The sequence below is a fragment of the Limnobacter sp. SAORIC-690 genome (assembly GCF_002954425.1).
Lineage (GTDB): Bacteria > Pseudomonadota > Gammaproteobacteria > Burkholderiales > Burkholderiaceae_B > Limnobacter > Limnobacter profundi.
On the sequence record NZ_MQVZ01000001.1, the window covers coordinates 1,059,912 to 1,081,918 of the forward strand.

Consider the following 22,007-nt stretch of genomic DNA (forward strand, 5'->3'; position numbering starts at 1 on the left):
AATTTACAGAAAGATGGCGATTGAGTTTACCACTGGCAAGCTTAGGGTTAACGCGGAGAACTCAATGTGGTCAAATGTGCTGTTTCAATCTTTTGACTTGGCGTTGTATGTCCGATTCTGAAAAGCACCTGGAAGAAACCTGCATCACCAGCACACGCGTGTTTGACGGGCATTTGATGAAAGTGAACCAGGACACGGTGCGCCTGCCCAATGGCGAACAATCGGTGCGCGAATACACGGTGCACCCGGGTGCAGTGGCCATTATTCCCATTCTGGATGACGGTCGCTTTGTGATGGAGCGGCAATTTCGCTACCCTCTGCACCGCGTGTTTCTGGAATTTCCGGCTGGCAAAATTGATCCGGGTGAAGACCCAGTGGCCACGGCTCACCGGGAACTGCTGGAAGAAACCGGATATGTGGCACAAACGCTGGAATACATCACCACCGTTCACCCGGTCATTTCCTATTCCACAGAAAAGATCGAGTTGTATGTGGCGCGTGGTTTAACCCTGCAAGAACGACAGCTGGACCACAATGAGTTTCTGGACGTGGTGCTGGTTGAACCTGCCGAGTTGATGAGGCAGATCAAGGCAGGTGAAGTCAGTGATGTGAAAACGATTATTGGAGCGTTTTGGGTGGCACAAACCTGAAGTCGCACAGTGGGTGTGCTTGGGCAATGGTTTGGGCGCGTTGCAATTGCAAACCCCACTGCGCAGCCATTTGGTGGTCCAGGCTGCAGGCGGCATGGCGAGTTAGTTCAGGCACGCCCTGCTGTTTAAAGTAATTGGCCAGCGGGCAAACAGTGACATCAAAGGCCACCGCACCGTTGGTGGGGTGCACTGCGCGTACAAACGGTTTGGTGAACATCACCTTGAACATGAGGTTGGTCAACCACCGTGCGCGCACCAGTGCTTTTGCGCTGCGCAGGCGAGACAGCTTGAAACCCAATTCAATCGGCGGACCAAATAGTTGCCAGTTGATGGTTTCAATCAACTGGCCTGCTTCGGTGCGGGGCATTCCCTCTTCCAGTGCTGCGCGGTACAAGGCCACATCCCATTCCATGTAGCGCATGATCAACCCCAAGCCCAACGAATGTGGTGGGCGTGTGTGTTGAATACTTTGTTGAATGCGCTGCGCAGTTTGCCACAGTGGCGCAGTGACAACTGGCTTGACCTGCCTGGCAAAAGCATGGTTTGGCAAGTAAAACCGCAGCGCAGCCAGCAGGTTCATGGCGAGGCCTTAAAAATGCAGGTCGCGCACATACGGGTTGCTTCGGCGTTCCTGACCAAAGCTGCCCTCTGGCCCGTGGCCTGGAATAAACACGGTGTCATTGCCCATGGGCCACAAGCGGTTGCGAATGCTGTCGATCAGGGTTTCATGGTCACCACCGGGAAAGTCCGTGCGGCCCATGCTGCCCACAAACAGCACATCGCCCACAAACGCACGTTTGGCTTCCTCCGAGTGAAACACCACATGGCCCGGTGTGTGGCCCGGGCAGTGGCGCACATTCAGGGTGCAATCGCCAATTTGAACCGTGTCGCCATCGACCAGCCAACGGTTGGGTGTGAAAGGTTTACTCAAGGGAAAGTTGAACATGCGGCTTTGGTCGGCCAGTCTATCGATCCAGAACTGGTCACCCACGTGTGGGCCGATGATGGGCAAGTTCAATTGCTCGGCCAGTTCTGCCACCCCACCTGCGTGGTCAATGTGCGCGTGGGTGAGCCAGATTGCTTGCAGCTCCAGATTGCGATCGGCAACAGCCTTCTTGAGTTTGTTCAGATCGCCACCGGGGTCGATGATGGCGGCCTTGTTGGTTTCACTGCACCACACGATGGAACAGTTTTGTGCAAACGGTGTAACAGGAATGGTGTGGTAGCGAAGCATGTGGCGTGTGGGTGAATACAGTGGAGATATAGTAGTGAAATTGTGGTGTTGATTCAAATTAACCCGGTTCAATTGACCAAGAAAAAGGGGGTTCGAGTTTATGGGAACAGCGGCATATCGCAGATTTCTGGTGGTACTGGCTGTGGCATTCGCCGTGGCATTTGCCTTGGTGTGCATTCCGCCGTTCATCGACAATCCAGACATTGTGGGTGCGTTTGCGGGTGGTTTTGTGAACCCCTACGCCTCGGGTTATGCCATGGACATTTTCTTCACCTGGGCCGTGTTGGCCGTGTGGGTGATGTACGAGGCGAAAGTGAAGGGCATTCGCCACGGTTGGGTGGCGTTGCTGCTGGGCGTGGTGCCCGGTGTTGCCACCGGGTTTGCGGTGTACCTGTTGATTCGTTTGAATCAGGAACAGGCCGCAGCTTGAAATTACACCGCCAGCGGATGATCGGCCATGTCGTGGTTCACATCGGCATGGCCTTGTTCATCTTTGCGCACGGCGATGACCACATCGCGTAGCTTGGCATCGGCGGGCAGCTTGTAATAGTCGATTGCAATTTTCGGTGCGGCGATGTTTTCAATTCGGCCCGCATCAATTTCAGCCAGGTAGTCGGTGTAGCTGATTACTGCCTGGTTCTCGAAGTAGCCCACCATGCGGTGAGCGGTTTTCGGGAAGAACACATACAGCACGAAATAGAAGTGCCAAAACACCAGTTGGGCAAACAATACCAGCAGCCGCTCGCCCACACTGGGTTTTGCAATTTCAATAAAAATCATCAAATGCATGCGTTCGTTTTCCGCTTCTTCAAGCAGGGTTCGAATGGTGGGGCCGTAGCCGGTTTTCATTTTCCGCAAGCTCTTCAGGTGGATCCACATGCCAGCCACCATGCCGGGTACACCTGCTACCGTTTCCAGAATGACCGCCCGATGACCGTAGCGTTTGGCAAAGAAAGTGTCGGCAAACCAGCGAAAAAACATGGTCAGCGATTTTGCGAACTTGTCAGAGAAGTCTTTGGGGGTGGGTTCTTGAGGCAATGCTTCCATGTGCTCTACTCCTGAGGTGTGACGACAGCGCTTTTATTTACTTTTTGAATTAGTCTACGCTGATTGGAATGTGGGGGCTAGCCCTTAAAATCACTGCCAAAACACAGAGAGGCTGACTTATTTGAGGGAAAGGGCAATGAATAAACTGATATTCAAATTTGTTCTAATTGGATTTTTAGGGGTGTCATCTTGGGCCTTCGCAGACAGCGCCAATGATGAAGAACTTTGTGCGCAGCTGAAAGATGCAAAAACAGAGATGGAAGATACGCTTCTACAGATCAAGCAGAGAAAACAAAATGACTCGGCATTTCTTAAGGCGTTGAACAATAGCCAGAAGCAATGGATGCAATATGTGGATGCGGAATTACTCATGCAGTTTCCCTCGCAGCAGTTCATCGACTACGGTTCTGTTTTGCCGATGTGCCAATGCGTAACCCGGCTGGGTTTAGTTCAGGAACGAATTGTTACTTTAAAGCAATGGCTTGAGCCAGTTGTGGAGGGGGATGTGTGTACGGGAAGCAAGCGGTGAATCGAAGTTAGCGTAAGCCCCACCAGGCGCCGTGGAGAGGGGCTGCGGTTGGACTACAAACACAATTTGTATTGAGACAGAAAGCCTTGTTACGTGCAGAATACGGTTGAAGCAACAACTTTATTCAACCAAATCCATGCTGATAAAAAGCGCAGAAGATCGCGATAGCGACATCAAGATTCTCGAATCATTGTTAAACCACCCTGCTGCATCTGCCTTGACGAAACGCAACATTGAAAAAGAGATTCGAGCAATCAAGGGCCTGCAATGTCGTTGTAGGGAATTGCGGAGAAACCTTCATCTTTCGAGATATGCTCAATTCCTGATTTGGAGATGGCCATTTTTGAGTTCAGTGGTTTTTGCACAGCTAGATTGGACATGAATTTGCCTCTGGGCGAGAGTTTTAAATTTTCACGAGTCTAGGGGCTGTTTTCATGGCTATCAAACTTATACCCTGTTCAGGTTAAATAGAAACCCTCACCCAGCCCATGAAAACCCTGCTCATCACCTACCACTCCATCACAGGCGGGTCCAAAGCCATGGCCCAGGCGGTGGCTGAGGGCGCAGGCACGGAACCCAACACGCGCACTGTGCTTTTGCACGCCAGTGAAACAAACGCCGAACATGTTTTGAATGCGCACGGCTATGTATTCGTTACCCCCGAAACTTTGGGCAGCATGGCGGGTTTGATGAAAGACTTTTTTGACCGCACCTACTATGCTGCGCTCGACCAAATCAATGGGCGGCCCTACACGGTGTTGGTGTGCGCCGGCAGCGACGGGCAGGGTGCAGTCAAGCAAATTCAGCGCATTGCCAAGGGGTGGCGTTTAACGGAAATGGCACCGCCACACATTGTGTGTACCCACGTACAAACGCCTGAAAAAATTCTGGCACCCAAAACCATTGGCCCTGCGGATTTGCAACATGGCCGCGATTTGGGCGCTGCATTCGCAGGTGGTTTGGCTTTGGGTTTGTTTTAAATCACCAATTCAGCTTCTCCACTCCGGAAGCCGCACATCCTTCCACACTGCAAAGGCTCGCAGGCCTACGGTCACCAGTACACAGCCCAGCATGTTCACATACGCCGGGTTGTCCAGTTCACGCAGGCCAATGTAAGCCCAGCCGCCGAAGAAGGCGCAAATGGCATAGGGGCGGTGGTCTTTGAAAGCTTGCGGAATTTCATTGCACACAATGTCGCGCAGCACACCGCCAAACACGCCAGTGATGACACCCATGAAAACGGCCACCAAGCTGGGCATGCCCGCCATGATGGCTGCGAAAACGCCCGCGGCGGTGAACAGGCCCAGCCCCAAAGTATCGGGCCACAAAATGGCTTTTTCAGTGAACTTGAAATGTCGCTGCCGCATAAACAACATGGCCACGATGCACAGCACGAACACGGCCCACAGCAATTCAATGTATTTCACCCAGAAAAAGGGGCGTACATCCAGCAACAAATCGCGCAGCGTACCGCCACCAAAGGCTGCCAAAAAGGCCACCACGCACACCCCCACGGCGTCCAGCCGCTTGCGTGCACCTTCCAGAATTCCGCTCAGGGCAAAGGCCAGCGTGGCCACCACTTCAATGCCCAGTTGAATGTTCTGGCTGAACTCCCCGGGGTTGAGCGTCGCCATGTCAGTTCACCGCCGCGCGATCAACGATCACGTAATGTTTGCGCACTGGCTCCAGTACCTCGAAAACACCTGTGAATTCCGCAGGAATTACTCCGGCATCGCCCGGACCAAACTGCTCGGCCTGCCCTTCCGCATTCGTAATCTGAATGCGCCCTTGCAGCACATGGAAAAATTCGTCTTTGCCCGGGGCAAATGCAATGCGCCAAGCCCCTGTTTCGCAGGCCCACACACCAGCACTAACTCCGTTGTTTTCATAGTGATTCCAGGTGCTGCGCAAAGGGTTGCCTTTTTCAAGCCTATCCGGGCGGGGGCGGTCGTGTTCAAGCGGCGTGTTGCACTTGGCAAATACAGTCAGTTTTTGTGTCATGGATTGAACTTTGTTTTGAACCGTGGTCTATTGTAAAGGCAGGACTACAGGCAGGGGGCTTTAACGATGAAACAGTTTTGGGAGGCCCTAGGGCAGTGGTCTGCAGCCTTGTTGTGTAGCGTCATGCTGTACGAAGTCTTTGCTGCATAAAACCGGGGAATCGATTACGCCCGCTGGGTGTAGAATCTAGGCACGTTCAGCCCGAGGTTTTATCGTGTCTACCCCTTTCCGTGTGTTGTCCTTCATCCCGCCGATGACGCAGCTCAACACGCCCTATCCATCCACGGCTTACATCACCGGCTTTTTGCGCAAGCAGGGCGTTGATGCCGTGCAGGCAGACATTGCACTGGGCCTGGTGCTCAAGCTGTTTTCACCTGAAGGGCTGGACAGGATTGCCTCTGAAATTGAGCAGTACGACGAAGTGACCGAGCGCGTGGCCCTGTTCATGGACCAGTTCAGCCGTTACCGTGCCACCATTGCCCCCACCATTCGCTTTTTGCAGGGGGGCGATTCCACCCTGGCGCACCGAATCAACAGCCGGGCTTTTTTGCCGGAAGGCCCGCGGTTCGAGGCGCTGGATGTGTATGTGGACGAGGACGGCGGCGACCCGCTGGCTTGGGCCTTTGGTGCCCTGGGCGCGCAAGACAAGGCACGCCACCTTGCCACTTTGTACCTGAACGACCTGGCCGATGTCATTGCTGATGCGATTGATGAGCGCTTTGAGTTTGTGCGGTATGCAGAATCGCTGGCCGGTAGCCAGCCCAGCTTTGACCCGCTGGCCAATGCCTTGCAGCAGCCTTTCACGCTAATTGATGAAATTCTTGTCGAGCTGACACTGGAGGAATTCAGGCGGCAGCAACCACAACTGGTGTTGTTGTCTGTGCCCTTTCCCGGCGCGGTGTATGCGGCCTTGCGCATGGCACAGGCCATGAAGGCCGAGAACCCCACCATCAAGATTGGATTGGGTGGTGGCTATGTGAACACCGAACTGCGTGAACTGGGCGAGCCACACCTTTTCGACTTCGTAGACTTCGTTACGCTGGATTCAGGCGAGCGCCCCCTGCTGTGCCTGATTGAATACCTGCAAGGCAAGCGTGGCCCACAGCGGTTGGTGCGCACTTTCACGCGCAACGCTGAAGGAACGGTTCAATACACGAACTGGGCTGAACCCGATGTGCCGTTTGGCGATGTGGGCACCCCCACTTGGGATGGTTTGCCATTGCACAGCTACCTTAGCCTGCTCGACATGCTGAACCCCATGCACCGGCTGTGGAGCGACGGTCGCTGGAACAAGTTGACCGTGGCCCATGGCTGCTACTGGAAAAAATGCAGTTTTTGCGATGTGTCGCTCGACTACATTTCCCGCTACGAAAACGCCACCGCCACCGAGCTGGTCAATCGCATTGAACAAATTGTGGCGGAAACCGGGCAAACCGGTTTTCATTTTGTGGATGAGGCTGCACCCCCCAAAGCCTTGAAAGCCTTGGCGCAGGAATTGATTGCACGCAATGTGTCCATTTCATGGTGGGGCAATATACGGTTTGAAAAATCCTTCACGCCCGAGCTGTGCCAGTTGCTGGCCGACAGTGGCTGCATTGCGGTTAGTGGCGGGCTGGAGGTGGCATCCGACCGCTTGTTGAACCTGATGAAGAAGGGCGTTTCAGTGGAGCAGGTGGCACGGGTGACCAAAGGCTTTACCGATGCCGGCGTGTTGGTACACGCTTACCTGATGTACGGCTTCCCCACCCAAACAGTGCAAGACACCGTGGATGCGCTGGAATACGTGCGCCAATTGTTTGCCGAGGGCTGTATTCAATCGGGTTACTTTCATCGTTTTGCCTGCACCGTGCACTCGCCAGTGGGTAAAAACCCGGAAGAATATGGCATTCAATTGAAGCCCTTGCCCCAAGGCACTTTTGCGAAAAACGACATCGGCTTTATCGACCCCACGGGTGTAGACCATGCAGCGCTTGGCGAGGGCTTGAACCGCGCGCTTTACAACTACATGCACAGCATTGGCCTGGACCAGAATGTGCGCAGCTGGTTTGACCAAAAAGTGCCTCGCCCCACGGTGCAAAAAAACTTCATTGAGCAGGCTTTGTACGGCAAACCAGTCAAAACAGCTTAATATGGACAGTATGTAAACTTCAAAGGTGGCACCATGCGTTTAAAAACCCTGTTGATGCCCATGATCACCCAGCACCGGTTTGCGCGCACTACCCTGCTCGCCCAACGCGCCAAGGCCGAAAAAGCCCGGCTGGCCTCTGGCCGCTCCCACGAGGTTTATTACTTTCACCAGGTGGATGACCCCTACAGCCATTTGGTGGCCCAGGCTTTGCCGCGGTTTTTGGCACGTTACAACATTGAATTGAAGCCACATGTGGTGAGCCCCCCACCCGATTCGGCCGCACCTGAACGGGAAAAACTGGTGGCCTACAGCCGAGTGGATGCCGCTTTGCTGGCGCAGCGCCACAGTTTGAGTTTTGTTGACCATGGCCGGCAGCCCGCCTTAGCGCGTGCCCGTCAGGCTGCCCACACTTTGGTGGCAGCCATTCAAGGCGGGCAGTTTGTTGAGCATGTGGCCTTGGTGGGCCAGTGGTTGTGGGCCAGCGATGAAACCCAAATGCCTCCCGAGCAATTCAATGCATTGAAACCGGTGTCCAGCCAAGATGTGCAAAACCACATTGCACAGGCCGACGGGTTGCGAGACAAATTAGGGCACTACCTGGGCGGCATGTTGTATTACGAGGGCGAGTGGTACTGGGGCATCGATCGCCTGTACCACCTCGAGCAGCGCTTGCAGGCTTTGGGTGCGCAAGCCAATGGGGCCATTGCCTTGTTGTTTCCTGCAGACGATGGTCTTGAGCACGCCAAACCACTGGAGAACCCGCCAGACATTGATTTCTTCTTTTCCTTCCGCAGCCCCTATTCCGCCATTGTGGCCCCCCGCATTTTCGAGTTGGGCCGCCTGACTGGCGCGAAAGTTAATTTGCGTTTTGTATTGCCCATGGTGATGCGCGGCTTGCCCGTGCCCAAGGTGAAGCGCGAATACATTGTGTACGACACCGCCCGGGAAGCGCATGTGCGTAACATTCCTTTTGGTCGTTTGAACGACCCCGTGGGCAAACCCACCGAGCGCGGCCTTGCCTTGATTCCGTTTGCCGAACAGCACAGCAAGGGGCAAGAATTTGTGCTTTCCTACATGCAGGGTGTGTGGGCTGAAGGCATTGACGCCGGAAGCGACAAAGGTTTGAAAAAAATTGTAGAACGCGCTGGTTTGCGTTGGGAAGGTGCAGAAGTGGCCCTGCAGCACGAGGCCTGGCGCGAGCGGGCCACAGCCAACAGAGAGGAGCTGTTTGCCGCTGGTTTGTGGGGGGTGCCCTCATTCAAGGTGGGCAATACGGTGGTGTGGGGGCAAGACCGCCTGTGGGCTGTGCATGAAGCTTTGAAATTTCACTTAGCAACCTGATTTGCCTTGCTGAACGGGTGGGCATTTCACCGACCCATACGAGCAAAAAACACAGCAATCTCCAGGTTTGGGTTTCAACAAAATATTGCAGTGTTCACACTTGAAGAAAAACAGGCAGGCGTCCGTTGGCATTACGCAAAGGGTGCTTTTGCCGCAACTTGGACAAGTCAAAATCGACTCACGTACAACTTCAGTCATGGTGCGTTCCCCCGCTTTTACATGAACCATGGCACTGCCAACATGAGCATTGAAAGCACGGCGATTAACCAGTAAATCAGCTTCTGACCGCGGCTGCAAGCGTTGCAACCCTCCTTGCGCCAGAACATTTTGTAGTAAGCAAATGCCAGCAAGCTGATCGTGATCACCATAAAAACGGGTCGGTAGGGTTCCAACGCAGCAAATATGCCGATTGATGCACTGCTTCCCACGCCCATAGCCAGCAGCAGCAGCGGACCAAGGCAGCAAACGGAAGCCCCGAATGCCGCGAGTGCGGTCGCAATCAGGGTGCCGGTATTTTGAGGTGTTGTCATGTTGGTATTTCTCAATGCATTAGGAAGTGATATTGTGAAAGCCGTACCTAAGTACGGAGTCAACAGGCATGATTCAAAAACACACATTAAGTATCGGCGGGTTGGCCCAGGCAGCGGGCGTGAATGTTGAAACCATTCGTTACTACCAGCGCGTGGGCATGCTTGCACAACCTGCAAAACCCCTTCAGGGCGCCCGTAAATATGGTCCACGGGACATCAAGCAGATCCGCTTTATCAAGCGAGCGCAGGCCTTGGGTTTTACCCTGTCCGAGGTGGCTGAACTGCTAGCGTTGGGCAATGCGAGTTCCTGTCGTGAAACGCAGGTATTGGCTGAAAGCAAGCTGGAGTCCATCAGCTCACGAATTCAAGACCTTGTAAAAATGCAGGATACTTTGCAGCAGCTTGTAGCGCAGTGTAATGCTACAGACAAATCGACCAATTGCCCCATTATTGATGCATTGGTGGGCGATGAATAGCTTGACCTTGTCACCATGTCAGGGTTTCTAATAAAGTAAATCAAGTACTGATTAAGGAAATTTCATGCCCGGTTGCAACCATTGCCCCTCTGATGAAGCGGCCAAGTCTGCTGCAAACAATCCCGGTTTTCGCAAGGTATTGTGGATCGCGCTGATTGCGAACGCAGCCATGTTCTTCATTGAAGTGGGCGCTAGTTGGTCGGCAGGTTCCGTTTCTCTGCTTGCCGATTCGCTCGACTTTGGTGGCGATGCGGTCAACTATGCCTTGTCCCTGTTTGTGTTGGGCATGGCGCTTCAAACCCGTGCCAAAGCTGCCTTTCTCAAAGGGGTGTGCATGGGGCTGTATGGTGTTGGTGTATTGGGTTTTGCCGGGTATGCAGCCATGCACGGCCAGGTACCTTCTTACGCCACCATGGGTATCGTGGGTTTAATGGCTTTGAGTGTGAATGTGGGTGTTGCAGCCATTCAGTACCGTTATCGCAATGGCGACTCCAACATGCGCTCGGTGTGGCTGTGCAGCCGCAACGATGCAATCGGCAACCTCGCTGTGTTGGGTGCTGCATTGTTGGTGGGGGTTACGCAAACAGCCTGGCCCGACTTGGCGGTGGCGGCGCTCATGGCCACACTCGGTTTGACCGCCTCATTCAGTGTGATCAAGCAGGCAAGGGCTGAAATACGGGGTGAGGCAATCACCGGTGCACATTCTCATTGATTTGAGGTATTGAACCTTTTTCTGTCTGTGTTACTCTCATGCCCATGACAAAAATTTATGTTCTGTTGTTGATCATGATGCTTCCGCTGCAAAGCCTTTGGGCCGCGGTGGAGTTGTATCACGTGCACGACTCAGGGCATGCTTCGTCGCTTCAAGCGGTTGGTCATTCTCACGGTAATCATGATCACTCAAGTACCTCTGCCGATACGCAAAGCCGTCAAGACAACGCGGGTAAATCGACATGTGATGCCGACCACCACCACTGCCATGCTCACAGTGCGAGTGTGCTGCCCAGCCTGTTGACCATTGAAATGCTTCCCCATGCCCTGGATCAGGAATCTGATCAATTCACGGGCTTTCAATCTTTTTCTTCAAACCGCATCGAACGCCCGAAATGGGCCTGAACAAAACCTGAGTTAGTTGTCCGTTTTGGCCTGCCTATGCCGGCTCAAGACTGAAATTTCATCAGCTTTTGTTTGGAGAGAATCCATGTATTCACCACATCGTGTGGTGTCCACTTGCCTGGCTTTCTTAATGGTCAGCACGATGGCCTCGGCATTTGCCGAGTCGGCCGTCGAAGTGGAAACCGAATTGACGGTTCGTCTTGCGTTTGAATCTGCATTAAGCTTGGATCCCGAGATTCAAGCCCAAGGCAAACGACTGGCGGCGCTTGAGGCCCGACGCAGTGCGGCAAACGCCTTCACTGCAGCGCCTCTTTCTGTAGAAGGTTCTTATCGAACCGACCGCAACTACAACAATCAGGGCCTGCGGGAGCTCGAGCTGGGCTTGTCTGCCCCAATCTGGAACTGGAACGAACGCAGCCGGACACAGGCGCTGCGCGACAGTGAAATCGAGCTTGCCAAGAAGCAGCTTGAGCAGACGAAGCTGGAACTTGCTGGTCTGGTTCGCCAAACCCTGTGGGATACCCTGGCTGCCAATCTGGATGTTGAAATTGCACAGGCCCGGACCAAAACTGCCAAGGAATTGATGGTGGATGTGGATAGACGTGTCATGGCCGGGGAACTGGCACAGACTGATTTCTATCAGGCTTCTGCATTGTATGCCCAGTCCAAGGCCGACCTTGGGCGTGCATTGGGCGCTTTGGGAGACCTTAGCGCGGAATATGCCGCGATGATTGGTTTGCCTGTGTCAACACTGTCTCGCATTCAAACTGAAAGCACTGACATTCCCAATGGCTTGAAACCGCTGGATCATCCTGCCCTGAAGCTGGCACAGGCGCAACTGAATGCACAGCAGCGACAGGCTGATCTGGTACAAACCCAGGCCAGAGCCAATCCCGAATTGGGGCTCGCGGTGATCAGTGACCGTGGCGCATTTTCATCAATAAGCGAAAAATCGCTTGTGGTGTCAACCCGCATACCGCTGGGCAATTCTTCAGAGTATCAAAGCCGGGTATTGCAGGCCGAAAGTGATCAGCTTGCCGCACAGGCCCTGCTGGTTAAAACGCAAAGGTCGGTGGTTGCGCGCAGCCGCGCTGCGGAGGGCAACCTGGACATGTTTTCCCAGTTAAAAACGTCTGCACTGGAGCAGGCTGACCTGGCCGATAAAACGTATCGGCTGTATCGGCGTTCATTCGACTTGGGGGAAACCGATCTTCCAACCCTGCTGCGCTTTGAACAACAGGCCTTTGAAGCCAACAGGCTTGCCCGAAAGTCTGCCGTGGAATATGCCGCCAAAGTCTCTGCCTACAAACAGGCACTTGGACTTTTACCATGACGATCAAAGAGATTCATGCCATGAAATACATCAATTCAAAATCGACTTACATGGGTGCTGTGTTTGTTGCACTCGCCCTTTTTACGACACCAAGCAGTTTTGCAGGCCCCGGACATGATCACGGTGATGAAGAGCCGACAGCCACTGGCGAAGCGTCGCCACGGGTGGTGATGGAATCGGACCTGTTCGAAGCGGTGGGTATTTTGAAAGGTCGCACGCTGGAAATTTACATTGACCATACCGCCACCAATGCACCAGTTGAAAATGCGGAGCTTGATTTGGAGCTCAATGGAAGCTCGATACCCGTTGAGTTGCATGCCGTGGGTGAATTTGATGCGGTGCTGCCTGAGGGTTTGTCTGAGGGATCCGTGTCGGTGGCCTTGACAGTTTCATCTGGTGAACTCACCGATCTGCTGGCCGGTCAACTTGACCTGTCGCATGCAGACGACCACGCCACCGATGAGGAATCCCATTCACATGCCTGGGAATGGGTGTTGTATGGCTTGGGCGGCATGTTGCTTCTCGGTTTGCCTGTTGTTGGGTTTGTACGAAAAAAAATGAAGGAAGGCAAACAATCATGATCAACAAAAATTTTGCACTCTCGGTCTTGGTGTTCGGCCTTTTTAGTCCTTTCAATATTTACGCGGGCCCTGGCCATGATCATGGCGATGAAGCAGTCGAGCAAACCCTGGGTGATGGCCCCAAACGGCAAGCCACGGGCGAGGTTTTTTTGCCCAAGCCTGCCCAGCGCCAATTGGGTATTCGCACTTTGAAAACCGAGATCAAGCCCCAGGCCAAGGTGATTGAACTGAACGGCAAGGTGGCACTGGATCCGCAAACCGGGGGCATTGTTCAAACCACCCTGGGTGGAAGTTTTGTACCACCGGGTCAAGGTGTTCCGCAATTGGGCCAACAAGTGAAAAAGGGTCAAGTGCTCGGATTCATTCAAACACCGCAAGCCGCCTTGGAAAAATCATCGCAACAGGCACAACTTGCTCAACTGAGGTCTGAACTGACCTTGACCGAGAAGCGACTGGAGCGTCTTTTGCAGCTTGCAGACACCGTACCAAAAAAGGAAATTGACGCTGCCCAGGCCCAGGTTCAAAGCCTGAAGGGCCAGGTGGCGGCCTTGGCTGGCGGCATTGCTTCAAGAGAAACATTGCGTGCGCCGTCCACCGGCATTGTGGCGTCATCCATGGCCATTTCCGGCAAGGTTTTTTCGGAAGGAGATGTGTTGTTTGAAATTGTTGACCCGGCAGTGGTGCGTGTAGAGGCAAGCTGGTACGAGTCTGGCGTGGTTCCCGATTTTCAATCCGCCCGCGTTCAAGCCGGTGAAAAGGGGGTAAAGCTGAAGTACCTGGGTGCGGCAAGCAGTGTAAAGGACCAGGCATTGACATTGGCATTCGAAGCACGGGGGCTGAAAAACACAAGTTTTCCGACCGGACAATTGCTGAAGGTGTATGCGGAACAGTCCGGGGGCGTTGATGCCGTGGCTGTGCCCAGTGCTGCAGTGGTCAAGAATGCGTCGAATCAAACCATTGTGTGGGTGAAAAAGGAGCCTGAAGTTTTCGAGCCTATGGTGGTGTTGACCGAACCGCTCAACGGACTTGAGGTGTTGGTTCGTGGTGGACTTTCCGGCGGTGAACGCGTGGTTGTTCAGGGCGCAACCCTGATTAACCAGGTTCGATAAGGGGCTTTGTCATGTTTCAGTTTTTACTCGACAGCAGCCTGAAGAACCGGCTGTTGGTGTTGTTGGCCGCACTTATCCTGACCTTGTACGGTGCATTCACACTCACCCAGACTCCGGTGGATGTGTTTCCCGATTTGAACAAACCCACCGTTACGGTGATTACCGAGGCCGGGGGCATGGCCTCGGAAGAAGTGGAACAACTGATTACCTTTCCACTGGAAACCGCGCTGAACGGCTTGCCGGGGGTGGAAGTAATCCGTTCGGTATCCAGTGCAGGTTTGTCGTTCATCTACGTGACGTTCAATTGGGATACTGAAATTTACCGCGCACGGCAAATGGTTTCAGAACGGCTTTCCAGCATGGAAGAATCCATTCCTTCCGGGGTTGCACCAACCATGGGGCCGGTCAGTTCCATCATGGGCGAGATCATGCAGATCGCCATACCGATTGACGTGAAAAAAATCTCGCCGATGCAAGTGCGTGAATACGCCGACTGGGTGTTAAGGCCCCGTTTGTTGTCCATTCAGGGTGTGGCGCAGGTCATTCCCATTGGTGGCGAGGTGCGGCAGTTTCAAGTACAGCCCAATTTGCAGCGCATGGTTGAACTGGGCATCACGATTGAAAACGTGCAGCAGGCCCTAAGCGGTTTTGCGTCCAACACCTCGGGCGGTTTTTTGTCGCTCAATGGCCGCGAGTACCTGATTCGACATTTGGGCAGAACTTCGTCACTGGATGACTTGCGCAATGTGGCAGTGGGTTCCCGAAGTGGTCAGGCCGTGTTGCTTAAACAAGTTGCTCAAGTGGATTTTGCAGCGGCCGTGAAGCGGGGCGATGCAGGCTATGAAGGCAAGCCGGCCGTCATTCTGGGCATTCAAAAACAACCCAGTGCCGATACCATCAGCCTGACCAATCGCATTGAAGAGGCTTTGGTTGGCATGAGCAGCAACTTGCCCGAAGGCATGGAAAAACCACGGGTTACTTTTCGGCAGGCAAGTTTTATTGAATCATCCATTTCAACCTTGCAAGGCAAGTTGATTGGTGCCTCGGTGTTTGTTGCTGCAGTGCTGTTTTTCTTTCTGGGCACTTTGCGCCCTACGGTGATCGCGCTTACGGCAATACCCGTGTCCATTTTCATGACCGCCCTGGTGTTTAACTACTTTGGTTTGTCCATCAACACCATGACCCTGGGCGGTTTGGCCATTGCCATCGGTGGTTTGGTTGATGATGCGGTGGTGGACGTGGAAAACATTCTTCGCCGTTTGAAAGAGCAACGGGCCAGGCACCCCGGTGCCTCATTCGACCTGATCGCACTGGTTCGAAAAGCATCGCTGGAAGTGCGAACCGGCATTGTGTACGCCACGGCCATTATTGTGCTGGTGTTTATTCCGCTGTTTGCGTTGCCGGGCATTGAAGGCAAGCTGTTTGTGCCTTTGGGCATTGCGTTCATTGTGTCCACGCTGGCCTCGCTGATTGTGTCGGTCACAGTAACGCCGGTGTTGTCGTATTACTTGCTGCCGCGCATCAAGAACCTGGACCATGGCGACACCAAGGTACTGGCATGGTTGAAGGCCAGGTATCAGCAAAGCCTGATGCCCGTTTTAAACAAGCCGAAGGCTGCCATTGCGGCCGGTGTGGTGGCAGTGTTGATTGCGGGTGTTTCAGTGCCGTTTTTTGCCAAAACATTTTTGCCACCGTTTAACGAGGGTACCTTGTTGATCGGCATGCGCTTGAATCCGGGCGTTACTTTGGAAGAATCGTCAAAGCTGGCTTCGCAGGCCGAATTGCTGCTTCAGGGTGTTCCGGAAATTACCCATGTGGGTCGGCGTAGCGGCAGGGCTGAACTGGACGAGCATGCCGAGGGTGTGCATGTGTCTGAACTGGATTTGGGTTTGATTCCCGCCAGTGAAATGACACGCCCCATGGCCGAAGTTCAGGCAGATATTCGGGCAAGGCTTAAGAACCTGCCGGCAGCCGTTGCGCTTGGGCAGCCCATTTCACACCGAATTGATCACATGCTCTCGGGCGTGCGTTCACAAATTGCCATCAAGGTGTTTGGTGAAGATCTCGATACCCTTCGGGGCACCGCAGAGCAACTGCGTGCGCAGTTGGCCCGCATTGATGGTCTGGTTGATCTTGAAGTTGAGAAACAGGTGTTGGCTCCGGAAATCAAGGTGCGGATCAATTACGACGCTGCTTCCCGGTACGGCGTGTCGTCCTCCGATATTCTGCATTCACTTCAGGCTCTGGTCGAAGGCGAGAAAATTACCCAGGTGGTGGAAGGCAACCGGCGTTTTGCTTTGGTGTTGAAGCTGGCTGAAGCGGATCGAGGCCCGCAGCAACTTGAACGGTTGCTGATTCCAACGCCCCAGGGTGCAGTGCCTTTGTCGGTGCTGGCGCAGGTCGAGGACGGCGATGGCCCCAACCAGATCAGCCGTGACGATGGCAAGCGCCGAATCGTGATTTCTGCCAATGCCCAAGGCCGGGCCTTGTCGGAAGTGGTGGCCGATATTCGCAACACAGTCGATGGCCTTGAATTGCCTGAGGGCTATTTCATTACCTTGGGTGGGCAGTTTGAAGCGCAGGAAGAGGCCACGCGGCTGGTGGGTTTTCTGTCCATTATTTCGCTCACTTTGATGTTCGCTGTGTTGTACAGCCGTTACCAGTCAGTGCGGCTGTCGGCCATTATCATGGGCAATATTCCGCTGGCCATGGTGGGCGCCGTACTGGGCCTGTGGCTGTCGGGTCAGCCGCTGTCGGTGGCGGCCCTGATCGGCTTCATTACGCTGGCTGGAATTTCCGTGCGCAACGGGATTTTGAAAGTCAGCCACTACATCAACCTGATGCGGTTTGAGCATGAGCAATTTTCACAGTCCATGATTCTTCGAGGCTCTATGGAACGCCTGAGCCCTGTGTTGATGACTGCCCTGGTTACCGCGTTTGCCTTGGCCCCTTTGCTGTTTGAAGCTGAGCGCCCCGGCACCGAAATTTTGCATCCTGTGGCGGTGGTTATTTTCAGCGGGCTGATCAGCTCGACCTTATTGGACACTTTTTTAACCCCTGCACTGTTCTGGGTTTTTGGGCGCAAGGATGCTGAAAAACTGATGGAACAGGCCGACGCGCAAGCGTTGTAATTTTTTTAGTTTGAACAAGGAGAATGAACATGAAATCAATCAAATTGCTGTGGTGCGCACTGGCACTGGGTCTTGGTTTGAATACCGTATCGGCAATTGCGCAAGGAAAAGACATACACAGCACCGAGCCCAAATACGGCGGTATCGTCTCTGAAAGCAATCACATGGAGTTTGAGTTGGTGGTAAAGCCTGAGGGCACTTCGCTGTACGCCATGGATCATGGCGAGCCGGTGGACTTCAGCAAAGCCTCTGGCAAGGTGATTTTGTTGAACGATGGGCAAAAGAAAGAGATTGTATTAACCGGCAATTCCACCGTGCTTCAAGGCGAGGGTGTTGAACTGAAAACCCCGGCTTACACGGCACTGGCCACGGTGGAGTTTGCAAACAAGAAGAAAACCACTGTGCGTTTTAAAACAAAGTGAACATGGAGTTGCTGAAACTCTCTGCCTTGTTCGCGGCCACTGCGGTGTCTGAAATTCTGGGTTGTTACCTGCCATGGCTTGTTCTAAAACAAGACAAAACGCCATGGCTCTGGATTCCGGCAGTGGGATTTCTTGTGTTGTTTGCGTGGTTGCTTACTTTGCACCCGTCAGCCGCTGGCCGAACGTATGCAGCTTACGGTGGCATGTACATCACCGTTGCCTTGCTTTGGTTGTACTGGGTTGAGGGTGTTGGCTTGACACGGTGGGATGTGGCTGGGGCCTTGCTTGCACTTGCAGGCATGGCAACCATCATGCTTCAGCCCAGGGTTTAGGTGTTCACGCACTGTGAAACATCCACCCGCGCTTTCAAGCGGGTGACCAGCAAAAACAACCCACCCAGCTTGCGGTGTATGAACAGGCAGTCGATGGGCGGGGCGTGCCAGAATTGGCGGTCTTCGCCGAGCTCAAAGCCTTTGTCGCGAATTCGCGCGGCCAGGTCGGTGTTGCCAAAATCAAAACAACCCTTGGTGCAAAAAGGCTCGCAGGCCAAATCCATCAAGTCAAGTACCAACTCCCTGTGGTGGGTTTGCGTGCTTGAATCGAAATAGCCAATGCGGGTCGCGGCCTTTTCCATCAGGCTGCGGCTGCCTGCCTGTGCAGCTTTCATCACGTCCACATAACCGTCCACCAGTTCTTTATCAAAACTGCGGGTGGCACCAAAATCAAGTAATACCACTTTGCCTGTTTTGGGGTTGTAGCGGTAGTTCGCAAAATTAGGGTCAGTTTGCATCAAGCGCATGCCCAACAATTCTTTGAACAACAACTGGAACATGGTGGTGGCAATTTTGTCGCGAACCGGTTGGGTGGCATGGGCCATTTGTTCAATCGGCATACCTTCCACATAGCGCATGGCCAATATGCCCTGCGTGGTCAGGTCGGTGTTCACCGTGGGAATTTCGAACCGTTCGTCTTCGCCCAATGCTTCGGTGTATTTGGCGATGTACTCGGCTTCCCTCAGGTAATCCGCCTCCTCATGCAGTTGTTTTTTGGCTTCTGCCAGCAATGCAGCCAAATCAAAAGTTTTGGGCACCAAGCCAGTGAAACGCAAAATGGTGGCCACATTGTCAATGTCGCTGTCGATGCTGTCGCGCACACCGGGGTACTGAATTTTAATGGCCAGTTTTTGACCATCCAGTGAAATGGCTTCGTGCACCTGCCCGATGGATGCGGCTGCAATCGGTGTCAGGTTGAATTCGCGTACTCTCTCGCGCCAGTTCTCACCCCATTCTTTTTCGAGCACGGCCAGCAATTGTTTGCGCGGCATGTGCTTGGCGTCTTGCCGAAGTTTGGCCATGATTTCCGCCAGTTGCGGTGGCAGCATGTCGCCCGCGTCCATCGACACCAATTGCCCCAGTTTCATGGCCGCCCCGCGCAGTTGGGCCAATTGATCGGCCACGCGAAGGGCGTTTTTGGGGGTCAGCAACAGACTGCTCAGTTTGGGGCGTTTGCCTTGTGCCAATTGTTTTGTGCCGTTTTTAACCACTGAGCCCGCCACGGTGGTGGCCAGGGCGCCAAACCGGCTCAAACGTGCAAAGCGCCCCGAAGGCACAGCCGATTCGTTTGAGTTGTTGATCGCAGGGGGTTTCTTGCTGGACGACATGAAGAGTACTGCTTTGAGGCAAAGATGAACCTCATCTTAAAACAAAAGGCGCCTGTGCGGGGAATCACAGGCACCTTTGAAAACCGGTGAATTAACCGGTGTTCTTCAATCAGCTGGCATCGCCTTCAGTCAGGTCAACACCATTGATTTTGCTCAGTACTTCGGCGCGGGTTGTATTTGACAGTTGAACCTCAGCGGTCTCGCTGGCGTCACCTGCGATCGGGCTGAATTCGCCGGTTTGTACTGCCTTCTGATATTCATTCAACACAGCTTGGCGTGTAGCTTGGTTACGCTGACTTTCGGCTGCCACTACGTGGCTGGTGCCATCGCCTTGCTGAGTTGCTGGGTTGGCCATGACCACGGCTGGTACAGATGCTGAAATGGCCAATACGGAGGTGGCGATCAATTGACGTGCGTTCATGGTAAATCTCCTTTTGAGGTACTTCACTAAGTTTTGCCGTTGCGTTATTGCGTTGGCATGAGTCGTACTTTACGCAGCCTCGAATTACCAAGTGCCCACAGGCACATTACAAATTTGTAATTTAAAAATATCGGCCCAGCTTCTATACTGCGTGTTGTGTTTACTTGGCCGCAGCGGTGCAGTTTCGATGAAAATTCTGGTGATTGAAGACGAAAAAAAACTGGCCAGCTACCTTCAGAAAGGGTTGAGCTCGGAAGGCTTTGTGGTGGATGTTGCCCACAACGGCATTGACGGTTTGCACCTGGCCACCGAGGGCCATTACGAACTCATTATCCTAGATGGCATGTTGCCCGACCTGGATGGCTTGGGCGTTTTGGCCGCCTTGCGTCAAACCATGAACATCCCCGTGCTCATGCTGACCGCCCGCTCTATGGTGGAAGACCGTGTGAAGGGCTTGCAGGCGGGTGCCGATGATTACCTGACCAAACCCTTTGCATTCTCCGAGTTGGTAGCTCGTGTGCACGCGCTGGCACGTCGCGCACAGGGACAACCCAGCGCCACTTCCGACAGCAGTCACCTCAGCCTGGCAGACCTTGAACTGGATGCGGTGAAACGGCAGGCCAAACGCGCTGGACAGGATTTGCGTTTGACTGCCAAAGAATTCAGCCTGTTGTGGTTGTTGTTGCGCAGAAAAGGCGAGGTGCTGTCACGCACCGAGTTGGCAGAACTGGTGTGGGACATGCACTTTGACAGTGAAACCAATGTGGTGGACGTGGCGGTGCGCCGCTTGCGCAGCAAAATGGACGAACCTTTTGACCCGCCCCTGCTGCACACAGTGCGCGGCATGGGCTATGTGCTGGAACAACGCGCGGTGGTTGAGCAGGCCAATGAGCAGGCCGTAGGGGACCTTCCATCGTGAGGCGTTCAATAGCAAGGCGATCTTCATTGCAAATGTCGATACTCAGCATTCTGGGTGTGGGCATTATCGCCATCATCAGTTACCAGGCCATTTGCATGTGGCAAGACATGCGGTACCAGGACACTCTCAGTCGCGCGGCTTCCAGCGTTGAACAGGTGTTGGTCCGCAACAGCGAGCTTTTGCCCACCGAAATGTGGGGCCGGGTAGACGAATTGCTGTTAAGCCTTGGCAACGTGCGTGCCAAAGTGCATGGCGAGAACGGACAAGTGTTGTATGGCCCGCAAGTGTTGCTGAGCCAGGTGAAGCACAAAGTAAGCTACATGCACCCCTTGAACGGACTGGGCGGCAGCATGCCCATGCGAGATCTAGAATTGGCCATGGATGTGTCTGAAGACAAACGTTTTTTGAAGTTCATTGCTTTGCTGTTTACGGCGGTTACAGTGGTTTGGGGATTTTTCATCATGCTGTTGAGCGGCACACTGGCCCGGTTTGAATTGAAACCCCTGAACAAGTTTGGTCGAAAAATTGCGGACTTTGATCCTTCAGATATCAACGCCAGAATCAAAAGCGACCATGAACCCGAAGAGCTTTACCCGGTTATTGAGCAGTTCAACAAGTTGATGGGCAAGGTAGGGCAGTATCAGGAACAGTTGCGATCGTTTAACTCCAATGTGGCACACGAGTTGAACACGCCTTTGTCCAGCCTTACCGTAAGCCACGAGTTGTTGTTGCGCGAGAAGAACCCCGATCCCGAGCATTTGAAAGAAGCCTTGCACAGCCACCTTGAAGAACTGCAACGCATGAACCGCATTATTCAAAGCATGCTGTTTTTGTCGCATGCCAGCCAGGGACAGTACAACGATTTTCGCTGGGTTGAAAAGTTGAGTGAACCAGTGATGACGGTGATGGACTACATGGAGGCCATGCTGGAGGAAAAGCATTTGCACTTTGAATTGCACGGCGATGCTTCAGCACGCATTGATTCCGAATTGGTCAAGCGGGCTTTGTCCAACCTGGTGTCCAATGCGATTCGGTATGCCGAAGAGGGCAGCACCATTCACATTCACATTGAACCTGCGCATGCGAGTGGCTTGGTCAACGTTACCGTGAGCAACAAAGGCGTGTGTATTCCCCAGCGTAGCGTGCCTCATTTGTTTGAGCCTTTCTACCGGGTAGATCAATCGCGCAATGAAAGTGGGCATAACCATGGTCTGGGCTTGGCGATTGTGGCTGCCATTGCCCGTTTGCATGGGGGTGAACCCTTTGCCCAGTGCGATGGGGAATGGGTACGCATCGGGTTCTCAGTGAAACAATAACGAGCTGGATCAAGTCGCCTGGAGGCAACGCTAATGGTAAATCAGTGGCATCGGTGTACAATT

The 22,007-nt window shown here is 53.6% G+C and carries 27 protein-coding genes; 17 read left to right on the forward strand and 10 right to left on the reverse strand.

The window, feature by feature from the left end; genetic code table 11:
- The first annotated feature begins 107 nt into the window (after positions 1-107).
- Positions 108-650, forward strand: coding sequence for an NUDIX hydrolase (locus BSZ31_RS04995; RefSeq protein ID WP_105027810.1), 543 nt, complete (start codon positions 108-110; stop codon positions 648-650).
- On the opposite strand, the gene BSZ31_RS05000 is transcribed toward BSZ31_RS04995, so the two are convergent.
- Positions 619-1,230, reverse strand: a complete 612-nt coding sequence (locus BSZ31_RS05000; protein WP_105027811.1) for an L-2-amino-thiazoline-4-carboxylic acid hydrolase — start codon at positions 1,228-1,230, stop codon at positions 619-621. The genes BSZ31_RS04995 and BSZ31_RS05000 overlap by 32 nt on opposite strands.
- Before the next feature lie 9 nt (positions 1,231-1,239).
- Entirely contained in the window at positions 1,240-1,884 is a 645-nt protein-coding gene (locus tag BSZ31_RS05005; RefSeq protein WP_105027812.1) for an MBL fold metallo-hydrolase, read from the reverse strand.
- Positions 1,885-1,984: 100 nt separating this feature from the next.
- Between BSZ31_RS05005 and BSZ31_RS05010 the strand changes: the two genes are divergently transcribed.
- Positions 1,985-2,314, forward strand: a complete 330-nt coding sequence (locus BSZ31_RS05010; protein WP_105027813.1) for a DUF2834 domain-containing protein — start codon at positions 1,985-1,987, stop codon at positions 2,312-2,314.
- Positions 2,315-2,316: 2 nt separating this feature from the next.
- Here BSZ31_RS05010 and BSZ31_RS05015 read toward each other — a convergent pair whose 3' ends face one another.
- Positions 2,317-2,931: an alternative oxidase gene (locus BSZ31_RS05015; RefSeq protein WP_105027814.1), complete on the reverse strand. Its 615-nt coding sequence runs from the start codon at positions 2,929-2,931 to the stop codon at positions 2,317-2,319.
- A gap of 136 nt (positions 2,932-3,067) precedes the next feature.
- On the opposite strand from BSZ31_RS05015, the gene BSZ31_RS05020 reads away from it, so the two are divergent.
- Positions 3,068-3,460 (forward strand): lysozyme inhibitor LprI family protein, encoded by a 393-nt coding sequence (locus BSZ31_RS05020; protein ID WP_105027815.1) that lies wholly within the window; start codon positions 3,068-3,070, stop codon positions 3,458-3,460.
- Between the two features lie 254 nt (positions 3,461-3,714).
- Here the strand turns inward: BSZ31_RS05020 and BSZ31_RS17530 are convergent, their stop codons facing one another.
- Positions 3,715-3,840 carry a hypothetical protein gene (locus BSZ31_RS17530; protein ID WP_255411415.1) on the reverse strand — a complete coding sequence of 42 codons (126 nt, stop codon included), beginning with the start codon at positions 3,838-3,840 and terminating at the stop codon, positions 3,715-3,717.
- A 108-nt stretch (positions 3,841-3,948) separates the two neighbouring features.
- Between BSZ31_RS17530 and BSZ31_RS05025 the strand changes: the two genes are divergently transcribed.
- Complete coding sequence (locus tag BSZ31_RS05025; protein ID WP_105027816.1) at positions 3,949-4,440, forward strand: flavodoxin family protein; 492 nt, start codon at positions 3,949-3,951, stop codon at positions 4,438-4,440.
- 9 nt (positions 4,441-4,449) lie between these two features.
- On the opposite strand, the gene BSZ31_RS05030 is transcribed toward BSZ31_RS05025, so the two are convergent.
- Both BSZ31_RS05030 and BSZ31_RS05035 read right to left on the reverse strand, forming a co-directional pair.
- The gene (locus tag BSZ31_RS05030; RefSeq protein ID WP_105027817.1) at positions 4,450-5,094 is read right to left on the reverse strand and encodes a trimeric intracellular cation channel family protein; all 645 of its coding nucleotides are present in this window, start codon (positions 5,092-5,094) and stop codon (positions 4,450-4,452) included.
- A 1-nt stretch (position 5,095) separates the two neighbouring features.
- A complete protein-coding gene (locus tag BSZ31_RS05035) occupies positions 5,096-5,461 on the reverse strand; it encodes a cupin domain-containing protein (RefSeq protein ID WP_105027818.1) in 366 nt (121 codons plus the stop codon).
- Positions 5,462-5,714: 253 nt separating this feature from the next.
- Between BSZ31_RS05035 and BSZ31_RS05040 the strand changes: the two genes are divergently transcribed.
- Both BSZ31_RS05040 and BSZ31_RS05045 read left to right on the forward strand, forming a co-directional pair.
- Positions 5,715-7,589 (forward strand): radical SAM protein, encoded by a 1,875-nt coding sequence (locus tag BSZ31_RS05040; RefSeq protein ID WP_369907285.1) that lies wholly within the window; start codon positions 5,715-5,717, stop codon positions 7,587-7,589.
- Positions 7,590-7,622: 33 nt separating this feature from the next.
- A complete protein-coding gene (locus tag BSZ31_RS05045; RefSeq protein ID WP_105027820.1) occupies positions 7,623-8,930 on the forward strand; it encodes a DsbA family protein in 1,308 nt (435 codons plus the stop codon).
- Here the strand turns inward: BSZ31_RS05045 and BSZ31_RS17275 are convergent.
- Together BSZ31_RS17275 and BSZ31_RS05055 are read right to left on the reverse strand one after the other, a co-directional pair.
- On the reverse strand, positions 8,919-9,128 hold the full coding sequence (locus BSZ31_RS17275; RefSeq protein ID WP_105029755.1) for a GDCCVxC domain-containing (seleno)protein: 210 nt from the start codon (positions 9,126-9,128) through the stop codon (positions 8,919-8,921). The two genes, BSZ31_RS05045 and BSZ31_RS17275, sit on opposite strands and share 12 nt — an antisense overlap.
- 17 nt (positions 9,129-9,145) lie before the next feature.
- Complete coding sequence (locus BSZ31_RS05055) at positions 9,146-9,460, reverse strand: mercuric transporter MerT family protein (RefSeq protein ID WP_105027821.1); 315 nt, start codon at positions 9,458-9,460, stop codon at positions 9,146-9,148.
- 68 nt (positions 9,461-9,528) lie between these two features.
- On the opposite strand from BSZ31_RS05055, the gene merR reads away from it, so the two are divergent.
- From merR to BSZ31_RS05100, 9 genes are all read left to right on the forward strand, one after another.
- Entirely contained in the window at positions 9,529-9,936 is a 408-nt protein-coding gene (gene merR, locus BSZ31_RS05060) for an Hg(II)-responsive transcriptional regulator (protein ID WP_105027822.1), read from the forward strand.
- A gap of 64 nt (positions 9,937-10,000) precedes the next feature.
- Complete coding sequence (locus BSZ31_RS05065; RefSeq protein ID WP_105027823.1) at positions 10,001-10,648, forward strand: cation transporter; 648 nt, start codon at positions 10,001-10,003, stop codon at positions 10,646-10,648.
- A 38-nt stretch (positions 10,649-10,686) separates the two neighbouring features.
- Positions 10,687-11,052 (forward strand): hypothetical protein, encoded by a 366-nt coding sequence (locus tag BSZ31_RS05070; protein ID WP_240605652.1) that lies wholly within the window; start codon positions 10,687-10,689, stop codon positions 11,050-11,052.
- Between the two features lie 85 nt (positions 11,053-11,137).
- On the forward strand, positions 11,138-12,385 hold the full coding sequence (locus BSZ31_RS05075; protein ID WP_105027824.1) for a TolC family protein: 1,248 nt from the start codon (positions 11,138-11,140) through the stop codon (positions 12,383-12,385).
- Complete coding sequence (locus BSZ31_RS05080) at positions 12,382-12,966, forward strand: hypothetical protein (protein WP_105027825.1); 585 nt, start codon at positions 12,382-12,384, stop codon at positions 12,964-12,966. The genes BSZ31_RS05075 and BSZ31_RS05080 overlap by 4 nt, the downstream gene beginning before the upstream one ends.
- Complete coding sequence (locus tag BSZ31_RS05085; protein ID WP_105027826.1) at positions 12,963-14,075, forward strand: efflux RND transporter periplasmic adaptor subunit; 1,113 nt, start codon at positions 12,963-12,965, stop codon at positions 14,073-14,075. Before BSZ31_RS05080 ends, BSZ31_RS05085 begins: the two co-directional genes overlap by 4 nt.
- Before the next feature lie 11 nt (positions 14,076-14,086).
- Positions 14,087-17,206, forward strand: a complete 3,120-nt coding sequence (locus tag BSZ31_RS05090) for an efflux RND transporter permease subunit (protein WP_105027827.1) — start codon at positions 14,087-14,089, stop codon at positions 17,204-17,206.
- A gap of 29 nt (positions 17,207-17,235) precedes the next feature.
- Positions 17,236-17,628: a hypothetical protein gene (locus tag BSZ31_RS05095; RefSeq protein WP_240605653.1), complete on the forward strand. Its 393-nt coding sequence runs from the start codon at positions 17,236-17,238 to the stop codon at positions 17,626-17,628.
- Positions 17,629-17,630: 2 nt separating this feature from the next.
- Positions 17,631-17,960, forward strand: coding sequence for a YnfA family protein (locus tag BSZ31_RS05100; protein ID WP_105027829.1), 330 nt, complete (start codon positions 17,631-17,633; stop codon positions 17,958-17,960).
- On the opposite strand, the gene BSZ31_RS05105 is transcribed toward BSZ31_RS05100, so the two are convergent.
- On the reverse strand, positions 17,957-19,288 hold the full coding sequence (locus BSZ31_RS05105; protein ID WP_105027830.1) for an AarF/ABC1/UbiB kinase family protein: 1,332 nt from the start codon (positions 19,286-19,288) through the stop codon (positions 17,957-17,959). The genes BSZ31_RS05100 and BSZ31_RS05105 overlap by 4 nt on opposite strands.
- Before the next feature lie 109 nt (positions 19,289-19,397).
- Positions 19,398-19,709 (reverse strand): hypothetical protein, encoded by a 312-nt coding sequence (locus BSZ31_RS05110; RefSeq protein WP_105027831.1) that lies wholly within the window; start codon positions 19,707-19,709, stop codon positions 19,398-19,400.
- Positions 19,710-19,896: 187 nt separating this feature from the next.
- Between BSZ31_RS05110 and BSZ31_RS05115 the strand changes: the two genes are divergently transcribed.
- Entirely contained in the window at positions 19,897-20,628 is a 732-nt protein-coding gene (locus BSZ31_RS05115; protein WP_105029757.1) for a heavy metal response regulator transcription factor, read from the forward strand.
- 32 nt (positions 20,629-20,660) lie between these two features.
- The gene (locus tag BSZ31_RS05120; protein ID WP_105027832.1) at positions 20,661-21,944 is read left to right on the forward strand and encodes an ATP-binding protein; all 1,284 of its coding nucleotides are present in this window, start codon (positions 20,661-20,663) and stop codon (positions 21,942-21,944) included.
- The last annotated feature ends 63 nt before the right edge of the window (positions 21,945-22,007 follow it).